Source organism: Teichococcus wenyumeiae, assembly GCF_003696345.1.
Taxonomy (GTDB): Bacteria; Pseudomonadota; Alphaproteobacteria; order Acetobacterales; family Acetobacteraceae; genus Pseudoroseomonas; species Pseudoroseomonas wenyumeiae.
Genome location: NZ_RFLX01000001.1, coordinates 620750 through 639013 on the forward strand (window position 1 = coordinate 620750; position 18264 = coordinate 639013).

At 64.6% G+C, this 18264-nt stretch carries 14 protein-coding genes; 3 read left to right on the forward strand and 11 right to left on the reverse strand.

Annotated elements, in window-relative coordinates; translation table 11 throughout:
• Positions 1-48: 48 nt before the first annotated feature.
• On the reverse strand, positions 49-1491 hold the full coding sequence (locus tag EBE87_RS02845) for a LicD family protein (RefSeq protein WP_147426045.1): 1443 nt from the start codon (positions 1489-1491) through the stop codon (positions 49-51).
• 634 nt (positions 1492-2125) lie between these two features.
• Between EBE87_RS02845 and EBE87_RS02850 the strand changes: the two genes are divergently transcribed.
• Positions 2126-3253 carry a hypothetical protein gene (locus EBE87_RS02850; RefSeq protein WP_147426044.1) on the forward strand — a complete coding sequence of 376 codons (1128 nt, stop codon included), beginning with the start codon at positions 2126-2128 and terminating at the stop codon, positions 3251-3253.
• A gap of 470 nt (positions 3254-3723) precedes the next feature.
• A complete protein-coding gene (locus EBE87_RS02855; RefSeq protein ID WP_120638200.1) occupies positions 3724-4518 on the forward strand; it encodes a polysaccharide pyruvyl transferase family protein in 795 nt (264 codons plus the stop codon).
• 46 nt (positions 4519-4564) lie between these two features.
• On the opposite strand, the gene EBE87_RS02860 is transcribed toward EBE87_RS02855, so the two are convergent.
• The 3 genes from EBE87_RS02860 to EBE87_RS28920 all read right to left on the reverse strand — a co-directional run bounded on the left by EBE87_RS02860 (position 4565) and on the right by EBE87_RS28920 (position 10132).
• Positions 4565-5389 carry a hypothetical protein gene (locus tag EBE87_RS02860; RefSeq protein ID WP_147426042.1) on the reverse strand — a complete coding sequence of 275 codons (825 nt, stop codon included), beginning with the start codon at positions 5387-5389 and terminating at the stop codon, positions 4565-4567.
• A gap of 607 nt (positions 5390-5996) precedes the next feature.
• Complete coding sequence (locus tag EBE87_RS02865) at positions 5997-8630, reverse strand: glycosyltransferase (protein ID WP_158600868.1); 2634 nt, start codon at positions 8628-8630, stop codon at positions 5997-5999.
• Positions 8631-8644: 14 nt separating this feature from the next.
• Positions 8645-10132, reverse strand: a complete 1488-nt coding sequence (locus EBE87_RS28920; protein WP_158600867.1) for a DUF6212 domain-containing protein — start codon at positions 10130-10132, stop codon at positions 8645-8647.
• Positions 10133-10645: 513 nt separating this feature from the next.
• Between EBE87_RS28920 and EBE87_RS02875 the strand changes: the two genes are divergently transcribed.
• Positions 10646-10858, forward strand: a complete 213-nt coding sequence (locus tag EBE87_RS02875) for a hypothetical protein (protein WP_120638197.1) — start codon at positions 10646-10648, stop codon at positions 10856-10858.
• 321 nt (positions 10859-11179) lie between these two features.
• Here the strand turns inward: EBE87_RS02875 and EBE87_RS02880 are convergent, their stop codons facing one another.
• The 7 genes from EBE87_RS02880 to EBE87_RS02910 form a co-directional block, all read right to left on the reverse strand.
• On the reverse strand, positions 11180-11581 hold the full coding sequence (locus EBE87_RS02880) for an adenylyltransferase/cytidyltransferase family protein (protein WP_233553184.1): 402 nt from the start codon (positions 11579-11581) through the stop codon (positions 11180-11182).
• A gap of 437 nt (positions 11582-12018) precedes the next feature.
• The gene (locus tag EBE87_RS02885; protein WP_120638195.1) at positions 12019-13239 is read right to left on the reverse strand and encodes a polysaccharide pyruvyl transferase family protein; all 1221 of its coding nucleotides are present in this window, start codon (positions 13237-13239) and stop codon (positions 12019-12021) included.
• A gap of 232 nt (positions 13240-13471) precedes the next feature.
• Complete coding sequence (locus EBE87_RS02890) at positions 13472-14173, reverse strand: ABC transporter ATP-binding protein (protein WP_120638194.1); 702 nt, start codon at positions 14171-14173, stop codon at positions 13472-13474.
• Positions 14173-14934, reverse strand: coding sequence for an ABC transporter ATP-binding protein (locus tag EBE87_RS02895; protein WP_122139862.1), 762 nt, complete (start codon positions 14932-14934; stop codon positions 14173-14175). Before EBE87_RS02895 ends, EBE87_RS02890 begins: the two co-directional genes overlap by 1 nt.
• A complete protein-coding gene (locus EBE87_RS02900; protein WP_120641053.1) occupies positions 14931-15896 on the reverse strand; it encodes a branched-chain amino acid ABC transporter permease in 966 nt (321 codons plus the stop codon). Before EBE87_RS02900 ends, EBE87_RS02895 begins: the two co-directional genes overlap by 4 nt.
• Entirely contained in the window at positions 15889-16803 is a 915-nt protein-coding gene (locus EBE87_RS02905) for a branched-chain amino acid ABC transporter permease (protein ID WP_120641054.1), read from the reverse strand. Before EBE87_RS02905 ends, EBE87_RS02900 begins: the two co-directional genes overlap by 8 nt.
• A 7-nt stretch (positions 16804-16810) precedes the next feature.
• The gene (locus EBE87_RS02910) at positions 16811-17998 is read right to left on the reverse strand and encodes an ABC transporter substrate-binding protein (RefSeq protein WP_120641055.1); all 1188 of its coding nucleotides are present in this window, start codon (positions 17996-17998) and stop codon (positions 16811-16813) included.
• Positions 17999-18264 lie beyond the last annotated feature (266 nt).

Genomic DNA, 18264 nt, shown 5'->3' on the forward strand with positions numbered 1-18264 from the left:
CCCTGTCGGGCGGGGCTGGCCTCGCCCGCCTGACAATGCGTGGCGGCTTCAGTCTTCCAGTTGCCAGGGCCATTCGTAGAACTGGTCCGGCTTCTTCCAGTTCTCGCCGTAACGCTCGGCCAGGAAGCCGGCGGGGTCCGCGGGGGCCGGGTACTTGCGGCCGCAGAGCTCGACCTCTCCGGGGGGAAGCACGAGGTTCGTCTGGATCGGCCTGTACTGAAACTTCTCCATCATGACCTGTATCTGGTCGCCCTCGAACCAGCAGGGGAACAGGTCCACCGATACCCCGTCCTTCGAGACGTTGAAGTTGAGCGAGCCCGAGGGGCGCCAGGAGGAGTAGCCGGCGGCCCTGAAGCGCTGTTCCAGCGCGTGGCTGCCCCGCTCGGCTTCCGCCCTGGTGGTGGAGTGATCGACATACAGAACGTCGACGTCGTCGTCATGGGCGATGAAGTCGTTCTCCCGCACGGCGCCGAGCAGGGAGCCGTAGCAGAGGAGGCCGCGCAGATTCCATTCCCGCAGTTGCTGGATCACCTGATCCAGGCCGTTCAGGAACAGCTCCCGCCTGGAATGCAGGACAGAATTGTTGATCTGGTGCTTGGAGATAATGAAGTTCTGTTCGTTGGTCCGGTACTGGGGCGCAATCTCGTTCAGGCGCTGCATGACCTTGCGGATCACGTCCTTGGAGCGCAGCACGCGGCTGAACGGGGCGAGCTGGCTGGTCCCGAGGATGCTGGTATCGCCCATCAGATACAGGATGTAGTGGGCGATGATCGTGAGATCCTCATCCTGAAGCTGGTAGTCGCTGTTGTAGAAATCCAGCACGGCGATGGCCTGCGCCCAGTCGATGTTCCCCTGCCGCGCCTTGCCGCTGGAGATCACCTCCGCCAGCCCCTTGCGGAGCTGGAGATTCACCGTCTCAGGCGACGTGTGGCGAGGATCGTGGTCCTTGCCCAGGATTTGCGTGATGCCCTCGGCCAGGTTGACGAAGCACTGCTTGCGGCGCTCGGCGTTGTTGTTCTCCCAGCGGCAGAGCAGCTTCTCCCCGGCATAGGCTTCCACGCAGAGGAACATCGAACGGACGCCCCATTCGCTTCCGCGATTGGCGACAACCAGCTTGGAGACATGGGCGGGAGACTTGAACGATACGGTCAGGGAAGGCGCGATTTCTTTCTTGGTGTGGATCTGCGATCCACCCAGGAAGCATGCTGTCAGATGTTCCTTCGGCTTGTCGCCATAGATGGAACTCGCTTCCACATGCGCCGTCAGGTCGGGACGCTTGATCTCCTTCGCGTCCTTTGAAAAGAACCTGATCGCACCGAGATTCAATATCTCGGCCGCTGGAGCCTCGATCCGGAATACGACCTTATCGACTACCTGTTCCACAGGGATGGTGAGTGCATTTCTTTTCGAATCGCCAAAAAAGCCAAAAGATGGGAATGCACGCGCGGCAAGCGCACCAACTTCGTCTTCGGGATTAAGGTCTTTATGCACCAATCTGCTCCGCCTGACACCAACTGACCTAGTACGACCGCCAGGAGTAGCCGAAAGCCCGCCCACACGGTTTGAGTATAGCCTACCATTCTCCACCAAGCTCAGCTACCAGCCCCCCTTAGCCCTTATCCAGAAGAACAAGTAAAGCTTGGAAACACGGCAACAGTGTCGCCGGCGGTACGATCCGGGACATGCCGCGCCTTGGCCAAGAACCGGGGGCAAGGACGGTCCGGCGCGGTGTCCATCGGGCCATGGGCCATGCAAAGTATGCGGGCAGAAAATCGCCTTCAGCGGGACAATAATGGCGCAGGAAACGGAACCTGGGTCAAGACGAGATCTTGATGAATAAACGGGTTCATCAATGACGCGCTTGCGGGGTATGGCTCCAGGCCCCACGGTCTTCAGTCCCATGGGGGCCGATGCGGCGCCTCAACCGGAGGTACTGCCCTCTCGAACCTGTGAACGCCCCTTTTCCCACCGGGCCTGGCTGAACAATCCTTACCTTCCACGACGGCAGTCGCAGAGGGGGCAGGTTGGCACCTCCTGGCCCGCTCGCAGCACATGATCCGGATGGAACGCTACTCGGGTCAGAACCGCATTAGAGATGTCCATGAAGATGATACGGCTCAGAAGCTTGGCTTCATCGCTCCTCCTGGGGCTCTTCCTGGCCCAGGCGCCGCTGGCGCCGGCCCGGGCGGCGGAACTGGTAGTGGGTGTCAATCTCGACAACCCGCTGCGGGCGAGCGTCGCCCAGCAGGATGACACCTTCGCGCAGCTCAAGGCGGCCGGCGTTCAGGTCATCCGCAACGACATCAAGGGTGACCTCGACAAGGGCATCGATTTCCTGCGGCGCGCGGCGGCGCAGGGCATCCGTGTCCAGCTGATCGTTGCCCCGGAATATCCGCCGGACGCGCCCACCCGCCCCTATATGCCCGACCGCTTCCCCAGGATGTGGGGCGGCCCCCTGCTGTCCTCGGCCGATCCGGAACTGTCTCGCACGGCATACCGGGCGCTCTTCACGGCGCTGGATGCCGCGGGGATCACTCTCGCCGGGTTGGAGCTCGGCAACGAGATCAACTGGGCCGCCTTCAACCGCGATATCCCGCTGCCCGGCATGGGCAAGATCCTGAGCCGCCAGGACCTGCGCGACACGCCGGAGGGCCAGCAGATCGCCAAGGGCTTCCTGCAATACATGAAGGTACTGGCGGCGCTGAAGGAGGAGCGGGACCGCTCCCGCCTCAACCGCGCCACGCCAATCATCTCGGCGGGGCTGGTGGCGGCGCCAGAAGGCGGCAAGCCCTTCAACCCGAAGCTGGATGCCGTCAGCCTGCCGGCGACGATCGGCTTCCTGCGCGAGCATGGGCTGGATACGCTGGTCGATGCCTATGGCATCCATACCTATCCATCCAATGCCCAGCCCGGCGATCCGGCAGCGAGGGCGAGGCGCTCGGCCCGGCTGCGGGAGGTGGACCTGTCGCAATGCGGCACCGCCAGTAGCGGCCGCAAACCCTGCTGGATCACTGAATGGGGTTTCCGCAACCAGGACCGCACCTGTCCCAGCGACGATGCCCCGCGGGCCCAGCTGGTGCGGGAGGCGCGGGCCGAATTCGCCAGGGCGGCCGCGGAAGGGCGGCTGGTCGGCATCACCTACTTCGCCTGGGATTCCGAGCCATGGGCCAAGGAGCCCAGCTCCCTGAGCATCTATCGCTGCGGCGGGCTGACCGAGAGCGGCCAGCTGGCCATCTCGCCCCGGCTCAACTAAGGGCAGCCCGGCGGCTGCCGCCGGGGCTTGCCCTGCCGCGCGACAGGCCGTTCCGACCTCGCTGCTCAGGCCGGCCTGTTCCGGAGCAAGGGCGCAGGCGAGAGGGATTGCGCCTCGGCCCTCCATGCCACGACCGCATCGGGCGTGACGGGCGAGGGGGCCGAGCTGCGGTCCCGGTCGATATCAACGGCGATCGGCTTGGCTGGCACGCCTTGTCGCGGTGGAGCGTGGCGCGCTCCACGCGACCATTCCGCGTCTGGCCAGGCATGTCCTGAATCCCCTGCGGCATCAGAGCGGGAAGGCGCCTCGCGATCCAACATTGCCGCTGCACGCTGAAGAGGCCCGTGTGGCCCTCAAGGTAATGATTAGTGGAAAGCGCTTGAACAGAGCTTTTGCTTAAAGCATGAGTTCATTAGGAAGCAAGCAGCCCGGCAGTGTCTGGCCAGTGTGCCGTTTATCAGGAAAACAGAATGCATCTTGTTAATGATATGGTTCCAATGGAGTGGTGGTCCGACGCGCCAAATTTCGGCGACCTACTGGCGCCGTGGCTCGTGGAGAAGATGTCCGGCAAAAAGCCCTATGCCGAAAAAGACCGGACGAATAATCCCAACTATCTTGTCATTGGATCTATTGTCAGCCACGCGCGGGATGCCTCGATCGTGTGGGGCCCTGGGGCCTTCGGCGACGAGACCAACAACCAGCTCAACAAGTCGGCACAGTATCTGGCTGTCCGTGGCCCCTTGACGCGCAACAAGCTTGCCATCGCCGGCATCAAGTGCCCGCGCATCTACGGCGACCCGGCCCTTCTGGTGCCCGACTTCTACAAGCCCGATGTCGAGAAGACGCACGAGATCGGCGTGGTGGTCCGGTGGTCCGAACCCTGGTGGAACAAGGACCTCAAGATCGATGGCGTGAAGACCATCAGCCTCAAGAGCGATGACATCGAAGGGGTGATCAATGACATCTGCTCCTGCAAGCGCATCATCTCGTCTTCCCTCCACGGGCTGATCATCGCCGATGCCTATGGCATTCCGAACGCCTGGCTGGCCTCCGGCTCACCACGCGGGCTGGAATTCAAGTTCTGGGACTATTTCCTGACCGTCCAGAAGCCGCGTGACCCGAGAGCGGTGGATCTGGCGAAAAGCAACATCACCCTGGATTTGCTGCTCAAGGAATTCGATTACGACGACCGGCCGATGGGGCTGGATCTGAACCCCCTGCGGCATGCCAACCCCTTCGGCTGGGTGCCGCCTCAGGCAGCGTGACCGACTGACTTGGGGGGGCGGCCCCAAGTCATGCGCCCGGCCGCGATCACTGCGGCGACATGGCCGCCGCAGTGCTGCCGAATGCCCTGTCCAGCGCCTCTACCTGCGAAAGGTGCTTGATGGGGTGGTGGAAGAAGAGAGCATCGGCGGCCACAGACTTCTCATGGTTGAAGCTGGTCGCACTATAGACATGCCTGCCCAGCACGCGGTGCGCGAGAGTATTCAGGTCTTGCAGCTTCATTCCATTGCAGGCGGCCACGGTCGCGATGGTGGCCTCATGGTGGCCGATCCAGCCCCGCTGGTAGCTCCAGTCCAGGGCAGCCAGCAGCCGTGCCGAATAGCGGGACAGGGGCAGGAAGCAGGCGGTCGCCACCATGTCGACATCCACGCCTTCCACCTGCGATGGCCCTGTTTCCAGGCTCCCCCAGTTATCCCAGCTCGCATGATGCCGCCGCAGCCGGATATAGGTGCCAAGAAGGTCAGCGTCACTGCCACGGTCGAGTTCCGCAAGCTGCGACAGGCCGCGCGGCGTATAGACGTCGAACTCCATCACCCAGTAATATTCATACCCTGGATGCTGCCGCCAAAATGCCAGCAAGATGAGATCGGCATTTCCCGGCTTGATGCTGAACGTTGCTGACTTGCGTCCATATTCAGGCGAAAAGATCTGGGCGCGCGTCGGGCATACCACATTCTGCAGCCCGTGCTTTTTCGCCTCGTCCTGAAGAGGTTCCGACAGCACCAGGAAGACATCGAATGTGGAAGCCAGTTCTGCCTGACATTGCCGGAATCTGGCGAGTGTAACTTCATTCAACGAGTGACTCAGCACTATCAGGCAACGACGTTTCTGGCTGTCGGGGGTATCTTGCATATAGTGGATCATCTTCAGCTGCGGTTAAGACCCCCGATCCTGCGGCACCAGCCACTTCGGCCAAAACCATCCTCGCAAGATCTTTCTTAGATAGGAGCCGCCCCACCGGGTTGGCACTATATTTAAGTGGTATATCGTGATCAACAGGTTGTGGGTTTTGTGAAACGTTCGCGTCGGTTATAGTTGTCGTCCGCCGCATTGTATATCAAAAAATAGAAATAAAACTGAAAAAGAGATTTTGTGTGGGGCCTCTCTCAACTGGCCTGTGTATGTGCCTGCTTCGGCCGACCGGGGTCGTCGGTGAGGGCCTGCATGAGCAGGACCGCAACCGTGCCTGTTATGCCATGCGGTCAATTAGCGGCGGTGGATGAGCCAGCCTCTGGCCATACCTGTTAACCCCAACATCCAGCCCGCCGCAGGGCTGGCGCCGCCTTGCCGCAGCGGCAGGGCGGTTGCGTCTTCTGCACCGCGATCCGGCCCTGAATTCTGCAGGCCTTCTGGACCAGACGGGCGCATCCCATCTCCACCATGGGCGTCATGGCCAGTTTGCCCACCCATATCCTGCCGCCTCGGGACGGGCGGGCAGGATTGGCGGAACGGTGGCGTGCTACTGCGGCAGACGCGTAAGAAGCTTCTGGACCAGGGGGCGGAAGTTGGCCTCCCAGTGATTGTTCTCGCTCCGCTTCAGGGCCCCGAGCGCAAGAGCGACGCGCAGCTTCTCCGAACCGACAAGCTGCTGCAGGCATTCGGCGATGCTCTCGGCCACATCATCGTCGGCGCCGTCCTCGACCAGGAGGCCATCCTCCCCATCCGACAGCAGCTCCGAGACCGCGCCCACATCGGTGCAGATGGGAATGCAGCCCAGCTGCTGCGCCTCAGGGATCACCAGCGGCGCCCCTTCCCAGCGTGACGGCAGGATCAGGCAATCGGCCCACCTGAAGGCGGCGGAAAGCTCGTCACTCGAGAAGACCGGCGGTTCCAGGAGAACGTTCAGCTCCTGGAACTTCTTGTTCCAGGGATTCTTGTCGTTGCCCTCGACCAGCTGCGCGCCGATGACCCGGAAGTCGATGGGAAGTTCCTGCTGCCGGATCGTGTCGATCGCCGAATACAGCCGTTCGACGCCCTTCTGGCGATCCAGGCGGCCGATATAGAGCGCGCGAAGCGGACGCTTGCCCCGTGCCTTGGGCCGGGCCTCGACCATCTCGGCCCGTGCCGAGGCGGGGGCCGTGAAGCCGGCCGCATTCGGCACATGCATGATCTTGTCCGCCGGGATGCCCAGCGAATGCAGGTATTCCTCCAGCTTGTTCGAGCAGGTCAGAACCAAGTCGTAGGCGTGCTCGAACCCCACGGTGATATAGGGGTGGCCCACCACGCGCCCGACCGCCGTGGCATCAACGACATGCAGGTAGGACGCGGTGAGGGTGCCCATCGAGCGGATGGAACCCATAACCGAATTCAGCGGCGCCGACTGGCAGTTCACCAGCACGTCGAGATTCGCCATGAGCCCCTTGAGGGTGCTTTCCTTCACCTCCGGGCTGCCAGGCAGGAAGATGTCGTGCCCATAGAAGTTCGACGGGCCGCCCCAGACGGGGAAGGTTTCGTCGGCCAGGAAGTTCACGGTATCGAAGGCAGACTTGTATTCGTCGATGATGTTGTAGACCGGCGTCCCGACGATGAAGAGATGCGTCCGGAAGCCGGCCGCCCTCAGGGTGCGCGCCAGCGCGTAGCCCACCTTCTCGGCGCCTCCGAAGGACGCGAAGGGAACCACGAAGCCCGCATCCGGCCTGCCGTCGGAAACCCGCGGCATCAGGCCGTTCACGTCGAGGGATTCGCACAGGATCCTGTAATAGTCGCGCCGGTCGGGCAATTGCTGCGGCCGCCAGCGCCAGCGCTTCTTCGGCACGTCACGGGAGCGGCTGGACCGCAGCAGCGCGAAGGTCTCCAGCAGGCCAGCGACGGTGCCGGCCGCATTCTCGGCCAGGGGTCCAACGGCCGGGAGCGACAGCACGATCTCGGCGACCGTCGGGCCCGGCACGTCAGCCGCCAGCGAATTGACCCAGCCTTCCCCGCCCGGGTCCTCGCAGATCTCCTGCACGATCCGGCTGCGCGCCATCCAGGCCACGGCGCGGGCGCCGATGGCGCCGGACTGGCTTTCGCGCAACTCCGCATGCGTCCGGATCTGGACGCCGATCTTGCCGGGGGAGGATGCGAGGGACAGCGCGACGAAGTTGTTCTCGCGCGTCAGGCGCTCCATGAGCCAGAAGACATTGAAGATGACGCCATGGCTTTCCAGGGCGGCGAGGATCTCCGAGCCCGCCCAGCAGAAGAACGGCGCGATGTGCTTCTCGTCGGGCAGATGGACGCCTTGCCAGAACCTGGTCAGCAGATCGGTCAGGGAGAAGCCGCCTTCCCGCAGCGTCGGGTCCGTGACCTCATGGCACCTGCGGGTGGTGGGGCAGATGACCGCGTATCGCGGGCTTTCCTCATGTTCCCATTGCAACAGCTTCTCGGGCCGGGCGATGCCTTTGTGCCGGCGCCGCAGGTGGGCCAGCGTCGCCGCGCGGTCGCGGTTGACCTCGCGGAAGCGGCTTTCCGCCCGCTGCCGGTACTCGAAGCCGAAGCTGCAATGCTTGCCGCGGAAGCCATGAGCAATGCACTGGAGCCAGAAGTCCCAGTCCTCGTAACCAGATTTCGAGTCGGTATCGAACCGGACGCCGCTCTCGAAGACTTCCCGCGACACCAGGCTGCCAGTGTCGCAGATATTGTCATGGATGACGTGGAGAAGCCGCGAATAGGGCGGGGAATAGCTGCCCGACCAGCCGATGCCGAAGCTGTCGATGTTGGGATAAACCCAGGACACGTCGGTGGTCTGCTTCAGGCAGGCATAGGCCGTGGCCATCGCGGTGGAAGACAGCCGGTTGTCGGCATCGAGGAAGTAGATCGCGTCCAGGCTGGGCCAGGCCGCCAACGCATAGTCGATCCCGAAGTTCCGCGCGGCGCTTGGGCCGCCATTGACGTTGCGGAAGTAGAAGATGTTCGGATGGACGGTGGCATAGGTCGAGGCCACCGTATCCGTCTCGGGATGCGGGCAGCCATCGCTCACCAGCAGCATCGCGATGGTATGGGAGCCATGCTGATCCAGGACCGATTCGATGGCTTCGGCCACCAAGGCGGAATGCTTGTAGATCGGAACGATGACAACGATCTGCGGCGCCAACTCGGCGCCACTGATCCGGTCCATGGATATCATGCCCATTATGCCAGACCTGTCCCCAGTTCGAGCGCCGCCCGCGTCTCGGGCTTCGGGAGGCGCTTCATGCGCAAGGCCGAGAAGCTGCTGAACATCGCCCAGGCGTAGTAGTTCGGGTCGCTTCCGGTCATCGACGTCGCCACGAAGATCCTCACATCCTCCCGCTCGGCGAAGTTGCCCATGACATGCAGGTGGGATTGCTGGGTGGCGGAGAGGGACTGCCACCCGGTCCATTCAAAGAGCCTTTCGGCGGCATCCTCGCTCACCTGGCCTGCCAGCCGGTCCCGGACCACCTGCTCATCGGCATCCGACACGATCAGGGCGAAGCTGACGGGCGCGGCCATCTCATGGTCCAGCGCGACCATGCAGCTGATCCCGATCAGGTCGGTCGTGTCGATCTTGCCCAGGCGGGCCAGGGTCGTGCCCTCCGGCGGCGGATGGCACAGCACGCCGGCCTTGTTGTTCTCGTACCGCACCAGCTCGTATTCGAGCGGATAGCCCAGCTCGCTCAGGTCTTCCGCGGCCATGAGGGCCGAGAGCGGCAGCGCGGTATCCCGCACCAGCTGCTCCGGCTCAGGCGACAGCGGCTCGACCAGCCGGCCGGCCTGCACCGGCCGGAAGCCCGGCAGGCCAGACCAGGCCTTGAAGGCGAGGCTGTGGGGAAGCGTGCGCCCGCCATCACAGGCCACGCAGAACTCATGGATCGGCTGGACCGGCCCGAGGCCGAAGGCGGAGAGGTCCGAATCAGGGCCGCAGGAGATGACCAGCTCCGGCGTCCTGCGCATGCCGCTCAAGGTCTTCGGCAGGCCGAGCGTGATCCAGCCCGGGGTCAGCATCTTCCGGGGCAGGCGCCACTCGCCCCGCACGGCGCCGTCTTCCAGGGTTCTCAGTTGAACACTGATATCGGAGGCGATCTTCTCTTCGTGGCCGTCGCCGAGCACGCAGATCTCGATCGCGCTCAGTCCCAGGCTGGAGACGGGCAGGATCTGCGTCAGCCGCGTCATGGCGCCGGCCTGATGGCGCCCGCCCTGGTCCTCGATAACCGGGTTCTCGAAAATCAGCTCGGTCGGCTGCAGGTTCTTCCGGGACAGGAACCCCTCAAGGGCGTTGAACTGGTCCTGCAGGTTCTCGTGCGCCTGGCGGAGCTGATACAGTTCCCGCCACAGGCGCGTGGACTGTTCCGCCGCTATCCTCAGGCGCTCCGGCAGGGCGCCGGCCAGAAGCAGGTTGAGGGAAGGGCTGGAATCGTCTTCCGCCAGCACGGCCACGGTGGGGAAGTGGCTGCCGGACCAGAGCATGAAGATCGCCCTGACACGTTCCAGCAGACCGAGAGCGCGACGGTCTCGTACCGCGAAACCGACCGTCATCATGTGTGCTGTGGTAAGTTGGAAGCGGCGCCCGACCTCGTTCGTGACCACCACGGATTGGGTGGAGACGCTGATGACGCCGAAGACGCTGATCTCGCGTGGAAGCAGCGCGGAGAAGTGCCGCACTTCCTCTGCCGGGACAAAGATGGCCAGTGAAGAGCTGATAAGTGGCTGAGGCTTGGCTGCCTTCTTTGCTGTGTTGCTCAGCCCTCGCCCGGACAGCCTGCCTGACATTAACTCACCTTTCAAACATCGCGGGATGCAACTCCTGACAAATTAGAGCAGATCGAGACTGGGTGAAACTAGGCCACAGAAAAACGAAAGCTCGTTTGATCCTCCGTGGAGGCCGCCCAGAGTGCGGCGCGTACCGGAGGCGTGGCTCAAAACAGGGCAGGCCATGTCTAGATCTTGGCAGGCGAGACCCCTGTGTTGCCGAGAAGCTGTGTGCCGCCGGAGCGATATCCTGATCATGCCAGCCGGAAGCAGCGGGATTCTGCCGGCATTGTTCGCGACGCGGCATCTCCGGGTGGAAGAACTCCGCCCTGGCATCAGACTGTCATGGAGCTGAAGCCTAACGTCCATAACCCCGTCACTGGAAACCCGTAGGATGCCAGCAGGAGAGATGGAAGAAGAGTGGTCATGCTCCAGGCGGTTGATGTCCATTGCGCTTCCGGCAAGAGCCTGCTGGAGGCGCTGCGTTCCGGAATACAATACTCCAATAATCTGGCGTGCCCTGTTATCCTGAACTACATGGGCAAGAAAATTCCTGTTATTCCCGGCGATATTGTCGAGGTTGTTCTGGATTGCCTCCGCGAGGATTTCGGATCGTTTCTGGACGCGGCTTCCTCCTGAAGGCATGGCCGGCCCCGCAGATGGTTGCTGCGCCACGCCTGGCTCCATGCTGTTTCTCATGATGCGTTGGAACACAGCGCGCAGCTTGCGCTCGAACGCCGGTGGTCAGCGCGCTCCTGGGAACTGTGGCGCCGACTGGCTGAGGGCGCCGCTTCAGCGGCAGCGGAGGCGTGGCCTAACCCACCTCACATTCCGTGCCACGGACAGGCAGATGCCTTCGTATTTTTATGATTCGCCGGGCAGGCGATCAGCGGCATCATGGCGCCGCCGCAACGCAGCCGGCGCCATTCTCAGCGAAGCAGGATGGATAGCCGCGAGAGGCTAGGAGGCCGACACAACGGGCGGCGTGGCCAGGCCCTGCTTGATGTCGGTGGTCGAAATGCCTTCCGTCCGCGGCAGATAGACCACGTCGCAAAGGCTCTTGAACTGATCGAAGCGCCCGGCCCAGTCATCGCCCATCACCAGCACATCGGCCTTGTAGTGCTTGATGTACTCGGCCTTCAGCTCCAGGCTTTCCTCGTAGAAAGCCTCGTTCACGCAGCGCAGGGCCTCGACGATGGCCAGCCGCTCGTGCTGCGGGAAGACCGGCTTCAGCCCCTTCTTGGAAAAGTTCAGGGCATCCGTAGAGACACCGACAATCAAGTGGTTACCCAGGGCGGCGGCGCGCTTCAGGATATTGAGATGGCCGATGTGGAACAGATCGTAAGTCCCAAATGTAATCACGCGTGTCTGCGGAGCTGACATTCATTCGGACCTTACAGTTGCGCCGCCATTACCCACGGCCGATCATGAACCATTGAGGGTGTGTCGCAAGAACTTGGCTAAGGTGTCAACCACTCCCTTGACCTTGCGCCGGCATGGACCACCCGCTCCGCAAAGCTTGGCTTCCGTTGTGAGGCAGGGCCATGTTTTGCCAGGCAGTACGCCGCCTTCCGGGCAGCATCCCGCACCGCAGGCGTGGCAATAGGGTAGGTTTCATCTGGTGCGGCACGGGGCTGCCAGGCGCCGGGCAGCCTCGCTGCGGCCGTGATAGGCAGCGGTGGTCACGGGCGCCGTGGATGCCTTGCCGTGCAAGGGGCGGGAGGGGTCCGAGAACCCCTCCGGCGAGTGGCCCCGTCAGTCGTTCCGTGGCAGATCGCCTGCCAAATCATGTTGATGCCTCAACGAACGTCAGCGGCTTGCATGACAGGCTTGCGGGCCTTGGGCGCCGTGATGCCGATGTTGCCCAGCAGTTCCCGGAAGCGCGTCTCCAGCGCCCTGTAATGCGCTATGGTGGCGTCCACATCGAGGTCCGCGACGAACTTCTCCAGGGCCTGGGCCTTGTCGGGAAGCAGATTCCAGGCCTTGGCCTCCATGTGTGGAAGCTTGGCGAAGCTCAGCATCTCTCGCGTTCTGTCGTCGACAGCCAGCACGACGAATGGCACGCCGGCCTGGGCAGCCATGACCCCGCCGTGGAAGCGGCGGCCGAAGGAGAAGTCGAACCTTCCCATCCAGGCCCGCCACTGCTCCGTGCTGAAGAACATGTGGTGGCTGACTTCCTTCTTCAGGTGCTCCTGGCCACGGTAACTGACCGGCGCCACGATCCTGCCGTTGGTCTCGTCATAGGCAATGTCATGTTCGGCGCAGTTGATGTTGAAATCGAACAGCTTTGTTTCGTCCTGAAGCACATAGGCCGCGGAAGGGTGTGCACCCCCCAGTGCATTGATGTCGACAATCGCATCGGCGACCGAGCCCAGGTAGCCGGCATGCACGATCTCCAGCGGCTTCCGCCAGTCGATCTCCTTGAGGCGCCGCAGCGATTCAACGACTTTGCCGGGATAGGCGAAGAGGGATGGGCATCCCGTGGGCTCGACACGGCTCAGGCCTTGCCGCCGCAGGAAGTCGGCCGTGATGTCGCCGCGGGTGAAGACATGGCAGTTCTTGTCCTTCAGCACATCCAGGAAGGACTTGAACTGCGCCGGGTAGGAGGAGCCAAAGGAGGATGCATCCTGAATGCCCGCGCTCATCAGGATGATGGGGATATTGATCTTGCTGATCACTTCCCCCTCACCGGACGGATTGAAGCGGGGATGGAAGATGTTGGCGGTGCCGAAGACAAAGAAGTCGAAGGCGGTGTTGATGTAGTCGATCCACTTCTCGCCATCCGGGCCGGTGAGCCAGGGAAAAGGGATATGTTGCTGCTGGCAGCTCGACAGTGCCCGCGAAACGCCTTCGCCGATCAGGTAATTGCCGGTATTCGCAATCTTGCCAAGCTGGCTGTCGATGTCCTTCTTGGTTTTAGCCTCAGGAAACATTTCCCGGTAGATGGTGGCGGGAAACTGAGAACCCGTAATGGCCCGGTGCCAGTGATTAGGTATGCCAGATACTGCAACACGAACCATTGGTTGCTCCTAAGATAACGTCCTGAAGCCCACCATAAGTCCGTTATGTTGCATAATATTGACAGTCCCGCGTAGGTTTGTTGAACGCCGGTTTGCTTCAGTGTTGCACTGGCGGCCAATGGGCTGTCCCGGTCTGGCATCCAGCCCGTCGCTAAAGGCCTGCACAGGGGGCTTTGCACAGCGTCGGCGCCAGACACTCCCGGGCCGCGTCATGAACCCAAGGCCCGGCTTGCTAGACCCCGATCCAGTTCCGCACCCGCTCCGCATCCCTCGCCAGCGCCACGCCGTCCCCGGACCACACGGTGCGGCCCTTTTCCAGCACGTAATGGCGGTCGGCCAGCCGGCCCAGGGCCGTCAGGTTCTTGTCGATCACCAGGATCGCCTGGCCGCGCTGCTTCAGGCTGGCCAGCGTCGCCCAGATCTCGGCGCGGATCACCGGGGCCAGCCCCTCGGTGGCCTCGTCCAGGATCAGCAGGTGCGGGTTGGTCATCAGCGCCCGGCCGATGGCCAGCATCTGCTGCTCCCCGCCCGAGAGGGTGCGGGCGGATTGCCCCGCGCGTTCCCGCAGCCGGGGAAACAGGGCGTAGATGCGCTCCAGCGTCCAGGGCTCGGCCTGGCCGGTGCGGTTGGCGGCGGTGGCCACCAGGTTCTCCCGCACGCTCAGCGTAGGAAAAACCTGCCGCCCTTCCGGCACCAGCCCGATGCCGCGCCGGGCGATGGCTTCCGGCGGCAGTCCGGCCAGGGCCGCGCCGCGAAAGCCGATGGCGCCGCCGCGCGGCGGGTTCAGCCCCATGATGGCGCGCACCGTGGTGGTCTTGCCCATGCCGTTGCGGCCCAGCAGCGTCACCACCTCGCCCGCCCGCACTTCCAGCGCCACGTCGAACAGCACCTGGCTGTGGCCATAGCCGGCCTGGAGGCCCCGGACCTCCAGCATCAGACGCCTTCCTCCTCGGTCAGATAGGCGGCGCGCACCTCGGCATTGGCGCGCACCTCGGCTGCCGTGCCGGTGGCGATGACGCGGCCATAGACGAGCACGGAAATCCGGTCGGCGAGGGCGAAGACGGCTTCCATGTCATGCTCCACCAGCAGGATGGCGACCTGCCCCTTCAGCCCGCGCAGCGTCTCCGTCATGGCGCGGGATTCGCTGGCGCCGAGGCCGGCCATCGGCTCGTCCAGCAGCAGCAGGCGGGGGGAGGCGGCGAGGGCCAGGGCCAGCTCCACCTGCTTGCGCTCCCCCGCCGCGAGGTCGGCCGCCAGCACGCGGTGGCGGGCATCCGGCAGCCCGGCGCGGCGCAGCAGGGCGCGGGCGGGGGCGCGCAGCCCTTCGTCCCGCGTGGCATCGCGCCAGAAGCGGAAGGAATGGCCCTGCGCCGCCTGCACCGCCAGCGCGGCATTGGCCTCCGCCGTCTCGTCATCCAGCAACTGCACGATCTGGAAGGAGCGGGACAGGCCACGCCGCACCCGCCGCGCCGGGGGCAGGCGGGTGATGTCCTCTCCTTCGAAGAGGATGCGCCCGGCATCGGGCGGGATCTCGCCGGTGATCTGGCCGATGGCGGTGGATTTCCCGGCGCCATTGGGGCCAATCAGCGCATGCAGCTCTCCGGGTAGGACATCGAGGTCCAGCCCATCACTGGCCCGCAGCCCGCCGAAGCGTTTTTCGAGGCCCTCGATCCGCAGTAGCGCGCCACCGCTCATGCCGGCAGCACCCGGCGCAGCAGAGCCATCAGCCCGCCGCGCCCGAAGAGCACCACGGCCAGCAGGATGGGGCCCAGGATGAACTGCCAGTGTTCCGTCCAGGCGGAGAGCCAGTTCTCCAGCCCCACCAGCGCGATGGCGCCCAGCACCGGCCCCAGCAGCGTGCCGAGGCCGCCGAGGATCACCATGATCATCAGCTCGCCCGACTTGGCCCAGTGCATCATGTCCGGGCTGACGAAGCGCAGCGCATTGGCCATCAGCCCGCCCGCCAGCGCCGTGCCCATGCCGGAGATGACGAAGGCGACCAGCCGGTAGGGATAGACGGAGACGCCGAGGGCGGCCATGCGCCGCTCGCTCTGCCGGGCGCCGGCCAGCACCTGCCCGAAGCGGGAGCGGGTGACGCGCCACAGCAGCAGCAGCCAGCCGACCAGCAGGCCCAGGCAGAGCCAGTAGAGCTGGGCGGGGGCGCGCAGGTCGAGGCCGGGGAACTCGCCGCGCCGGCGGATGGAAAGCCCGTCGTCCCCGCCATAGGCCTTCAGCGAGACGAACAGGAAGAACAGCATCTGCGCGAAAGCCAGGGTGATCATGATGAACTGCACCCCGCGCGTGCGCAGCGACAGCGCGCCCAGGACGGCGGCCGAGGCGCCGCCCAGCAGCATCGCCGCCCCCAGCGTCGGCAGCAGGCCGATGCTGCCGGGGATCAGGCCGAGCAACAGCTCTTCCGAGCGCCAATGCGCGTAGAGGATGCCGACGGCATAGCCACCCAGCCCGAAATAGGCGGCATGGCCGAAGGAGACGAGGCCGCCATAGCCCAGCACGAGGTTCAGCGAGGCGGCGGCGATGGCATAGATTGCCATGCGGGTGGCGAGGCTGACGGTGGCGGGGCTGCCGGCGGCCTCGGCCAGCCAGGGCAGGGCGATGGCGAGCAGCAGCGCCAGCCCCAGCAGAAGGCGGTCACGCATGGGCGGGAAACAACCCGCGAGGCCGGACCAGCAGCACCAGCGCCATCAGCACATAGATGCCCATGGAGGCGAGGCCGGAGGCCAGGGCATCGGCATCCGCCCCCTGCATGACGCTGCGCAGGGTGGCGGGCAGGAAGGCGCGCAGCAGCGTATCCACCAGCCCGACCAGCAGCGCGCCCGCCACCGCACCGCGCACCGAGCCAAGGCCGCCGATGACGATGACCACGAAGGTCTGGATCAGGATCTGCTCCCCCATGCCGACCTGCACGGAGAAGATCGGCCCCGCCATCAGCCCTGCCAGGCCCGCCAGCAGCGCGCCGAGCCCGAAGACCAGGGTGTAGAGCAGCCGCACATCCACCCCCAGCGCCCGCACCATGTCTCTATGTGTGGCGCCAGCGCGGACCAGCATGCCCACGCGCGTCTTCTGCAACAGGAACCAGAGGCCGAGCCCCACCAGCAGCCCGACGCCGATGATGGCGATGCGATAGGCGGGGTAGGGCACGCCGGGGATGATCTCCACCGCGCCCTGCAGCAGCGGCGGGATATCCACGAACAAGGGCTGCCGCCCGAAGAGCAGCACCATGCCCTGGTTGAAGAAGAGGATCAGCCCGAAGGTGGCCAGCACCTGGTCCAGGTGGTCCCGCGCGTAGAGCCGGCGCAGCACCACATATTCCACAGCCATGCCGCAGAGTGCCGCCGCCGCCAGCCCGGCCAGCAGCGCCAGCAGGAAGGAGCCCGTCTGCGCTGCCACGAAGGCCGAGGCGAAGGCGCCCACCATGTAGAGCGAACCATGGGCGAGGTTGATCACGCCCATGATGCCGAAGACCAAAGTCAGCCCCGCCGCCAGCAGGAACAGCATGACCCCGAGCTGCACACCATTGAGCAGCTGTTCCAGCAGCAAGGCCATCAGGGTCTCAGAACTTGCACTGCGCCGAATGGGCGTCGCCGTAATTCTCCAGCACCTTGCCGGGCTGCGTCACCAGCGCGAGCTTGCCGTCGCCGTTCTTCTGCACCTTCAGCATGAACCAGTCGCAGACCGGGTGCTGGTTGGGGCCGAAGGCGAAGCGGCCACGCGGCGATTCGAACTTCGCCGGCATCATGGCCTTCCGGAAGGCTTCGGTGTCGTCCACCTGGCCCTTGGTGCCGCGCAGCGCCGCGCCGATGGCGAGCGCGGTGTCATAGCCCTGCTCGGCGTAATAGGTCGGCATGCGGTTGTACTTGGCCTGAAAGGCGGCCAGGAAACCGCGATTGGCCGCATTGTCGAAATCCGAGTTCCAATGCGCGGTGACGGTGATGCCCACCGCCGCCTCGCCCACCGCCATCATGGTGTTGTAGTCCATGGAAGGCGAGGACAGCACCATCGGGATGCTCTGCGACAGCCCCGCCTGCACATACTGCTTCAGGAAGGCGATGCCGAGCCCGCCGGGGTGGAACTGGTAGATCGCATCCGGCTGCGCCGCGCGGATCTGCGCCATCTCGGCCGCGTAGTCGGTCTGGTCCAGGCGGGTATAGATCTCGCCCGCCACCGGCAGGGCGTACTTCCGCTTGAAGCCGGTGATGGCGTCCTTGCCCGCCTGGTAGTTGGGGGCGAGAACGAAGACCTTCTTGTAGCCGAGGTTGCGCGCGGCCTGGCCGGCGGCCTCGTGCAGGCTGTCGTTCTGCCAGGCGACGGACCAGAAGTTCGGGTGGCATTCCTTGCCCGCCATGTTGGAGGGCGAGGCATTGGGGCTGACATAGATGCCGCCCGCGTCCAGCACATCCGGCACCGCGGCGCCCAGCACGTTGGAGAAGACGATGCCGGTCAGCAGCCGGACCTTCTCGTTCTTCATGAAGCGCTCGGCGATCTGCTTGCCCTGGCCGGGCTTCAGCGCGTCGTCCTCCACCAGCAGCTGGACCGGGGTGCCGCCCAGCTTGCCGCTGTCGACCTCCATGGCCAGGGCGAAGCCGTCGCGGATATCCTGGCCCAGGTAGGCGCCAGGGCCGGAAAGGCTGGTGATCATGCCGATCTTCAGCGCCGCGCCCTGGGCCAGCGCCGGCCGCGCCAGCAGCGGCGCCGCCGCCAGCGCGGCGGCGGAGCCCAGCAGTTTGCGCCTTTCGATCATGTCCCGACTTCCCTTCGTGCCGAACGGTTCTGCGGGCGGAGCCTGCCGCGCCAACCCCGCCACGGCAATGGGTGTTGCGGCCGGGACCGGCCCCCGAGGCGGCACCCCGGCGGATTTTCGGCCGCCGCCCGCCCGGCGCGGGGAAAGGGGCGGGGAAAGGCGTCCCGCGTGGACATAGGCGGGGCCGCGGGGCTGCCCTCCCCCGCGGCCGGCCTGTCCTCAGGAGGCATGAGACCAAACGAAACGGTGCTTCGCTCCCGGCGCTT